Source organism: Pontibacter sp. HJ8 (assembly GCF_054824225.1).
Genome location: NZ_JSYF01000307.1, coordinates 1 through 3,279 on the forward strand (window position 1 = coordinate 1; position 3,279 = coordinate 3,279).

The 3,279-nt window shown below is 52.9% G+C and carries 1 protein-coding gene; it reads left to right on the top strand.

The features are described 5' to 3' along the window. Positions 1-183 precede the first annotated feature (183 nt). Positions 184-3,210, top strand: a complete 3,027-nt coding sequence (locus tag OB13_RS13775; protein ID WP_461490746.1) for an amidohydrolase family protein — start codon at positions 184-186, stop codon at positions 3,208-3,210. Positions 3,211-3,279: the final 69 nt, after the last annotated feature.

The following is a 3,279-nucleotide window of genomic DNA, read 5'->3' on the forward strand; positions in this document are numbered from 1 at the left end:
AAGTCAGATGTAATCCGGTAAAGCAGCCCTATCCAGCTGGCCCTGTTCCGGTTGCGCCCGCGGCGGCTGCCAAAGTGTAATCCGTAAGCTTTAAAAAATTATAAATAGATTTTTTTAATATAGATACTTATATTAGGGTCACTAAACCTAAACAATAAACTTTTCTTTCACCTTATTCTGATAATGAAGAAGATCTTAACCATTGCAGCCTGCCTCGCTTTGGGTGCCGGCAGTGTGATGGCGCAGGAGACATTTCCGCGCAACGGCGTGTATGATGAACGCACCGGCCTGGTAGCGCTCACCAACGCTACCATCCATACCGACTACAAAACCACATTAGACAAAGCCACCCTCCTCATCCGGGGTGGAAAAGTGGAGGCTGTCGGCACCAACATCAAGATACCTGCCGGAGCTGTCGTGGTAGATGCCGCCGGCAAGCACATCTATCCCGGCCTGGTAGACATGTTTACCAGCTACGGGCAGCCGGAAGTGAAGGCAGAGCGCCGCAACTGGATGGCACCGCCACAAGAGGAGTCTACTAAAAAGGGAGCCTACAACTGGAACCAGGCCATACGCCCGGAAACCAACGCAGTAGAACTATTTAAGGTAGATAATAAACAGGCCGAGGAGTTGCGCAAACTGGGCTTCGGCACGGTACTGTCTGTGCACCGCGATGGCATCGCCCGCGGTACAGCCACGCTCGTAACACTGGCTGACAAGCGCGAGAACGAGGTAATCCTGCTTGACAGAGCGGCCGGTGCCCTTTCTTTTGAAAAAGGCTCTTCCCCACAGGATTATCCAAACTCGCTGATGGGATCAATTGCCCTGTTGCGCCAGACGTACCTTGATGCGCAGTGGAACAGCATGAACCCGGGCAGGGAGCAGAACATTTCGCTCAAGGCTTTTGCGGAGGCAAACAAATTCCCCCAGATCTTCGAAACCAATAACAAACTCAATACCTTGCGTGCCGATAAGGTGGGCGATGAGTTCAAAAAGCAGTACATCATCAAAGGTGGCGGCGATGAGTACCAGATGATCAAAGAGATCAAGGCAACCAATGCACCGCTTATCGTGACGCTGAACTTCCCGGAGGCCTACAACGTGGAAGATACCTACGATGCCCGCCGTGTGCCCCTGGACGACATGAAGCACTGGGAAATGGCCCCTGCCAACCCGGCTATGCTGCAGAAGGCAGGTATACCTTTCGCTTTCTCGACAGCTGATCTGAAAGACAAGAAAGATTTCCTTCCGAATCTACGCAAAGCGATCCAGTACGGCTTGTCCGAAGAAGAGGCACTCAAAGCCCTGACAGCTACGCCGGCTCAATTGCTGAAAGCAGACAAGCAGGTGGGCAGCCTGAACAAAGGTATGCTGGCCAACTTCATCATCACCAGCGGCAACCTGTTCTCCGAAGACAACGTGATCCTGGAGAACTGGGTGCAAGGCAGCCAGTACAAGATCACCGAAGTTCCGGCCGACTACCGCGGTGTCTATACTCTGAAGATCGCACAGCAGCCGGACAAAAAGCTGCAGATCTCCGGCACACCCGACAAGCCGGAGCTGAAAGTGATCGGCCAGGACACGGTTACGGGTAAGATCACCTTCAGTGGTAACCTGGTTACGCTGACTTTCAACAAAGACAAAAAGAGCAAAGAAACGGTACGTCTGAGCGGCTGGTATGCGGACAAAAATCTTCAGGGCGACGGCCAATTGCCGGATGCAACTCCTGTGAAGTGGTCGGCGAAGTTCTCTGAAGCCATGACAGAGAAGGCGAAGAAAGACGCTGCCAAAGAAGCCAGACAAGCCCTCGAACTGGGCGGGATGGTATACCCGTTCAAAGCTTTCGGCCAGGCCGAACTACCCAAGCAGGAAACCGTGTTGATAAAGAACGCCACTGTCTGGACAAACGAGCAGGAAGGCGTGTTGCAGAATACTGACGTATTGCTGAAAAACGGTAAGATCGCCAAAGTAGGCAAAAACCTGAGCGAATCCGGTGCCCGCGTCATTGACGGCACAGGCAAACACGTAACGCCGGGTATCATCGATGAGCACTCCCACATCGCTCTGGATGGTGTGAACGAAGGTACACAGGCGGTAACGGCTGAAGTACGCATGATGGATGTGGTAAACCACGAAGACCCGAACATCTACCGCCAGCTGGCAGGTGGCGTGACCACCTCGCAGTTGCTGCACGGTTCTGCCAACCCGATCGGCGGTCAGTCTGCCATTATCAAACTGCGCTGGGGTAAGAGCCCCGATGAGCTGTTTGTGGAAAATGCCGACGGCTTCATCAAATTTGCATTGGGCGAGAACGTGAAGCACTCGAACCGCGCTCCTTCGCACAACGTGCGCTTCCCGCAGACCCGGATGGGCGTGGAGCAGGTATACGTAGATGCTTTCCAGCGTGCCAAAGAGTATGAGCAGGAATGGAAAAACTACGGCAAACTCTCCAAGAAACAGAAAGCTGCCGCCGGCGAACCACGCCGCGACATCGAGCTCGATGTGCTGGTGGAGATACTCAACGGCAAGCGCTATATCACCTGCCACTCGTACGTGCAGTCAGAGATCAACATGATGATGAAAGTGGCCGACCAGATGGGCTTCAAAGTGAACACCTTCACGCACATTCTGGAAGGATATAAAGTAGCCGACAAAATGCGTGATCACGGTGCTGGCGGCTCCACGTTTGCTGACTGGTGGGCTTACAAAATGGAGGTGAAGGACGCTATCCCGCAGAATGCCGGTATCATGAACAAACTGGGTGTGGTAACAGCTATTAATTCGGATGATGCTGAAATGGCACGCCGCCTGAATCAGGAAGCAGCCAAAAGTGTGAAGTATGCCGGTATGAGCGAAGAAGAAGCCCTGAAAATGGTGACGCTAAACCCCGCCAAGCTCATGCACCTCGACAACCGCATGGGTAGCCTGAAAGCCGGTAAAGATGCCGACGTGGTGCTGTGGAACAACCACCCACTTTCGATCTATGCCAGAGCCGAAAAGACCTTTGTGGATGGCATCGCCTACTACGATCTGGAGCGCGACACCCAGCTGCGTGAAGAGCTGGAGAAAGAGCGTATGCGCCTGGTTCAGAAAATGCTGCAGGCCAAAACAACAGGGGCCAGAACGCAGGCGCCTCCTATGAGAAGAGCTGCTGTGGTGCATTGCGAAGACGTGGAGCACAACGAGGAAGAAGATTACCTGGCGTACTAAATTATTAAATTGTTAAATGGCTAAATTGCTGTTTTGGGATTGTGGAAATCGCGCTGCGAATCAACAATT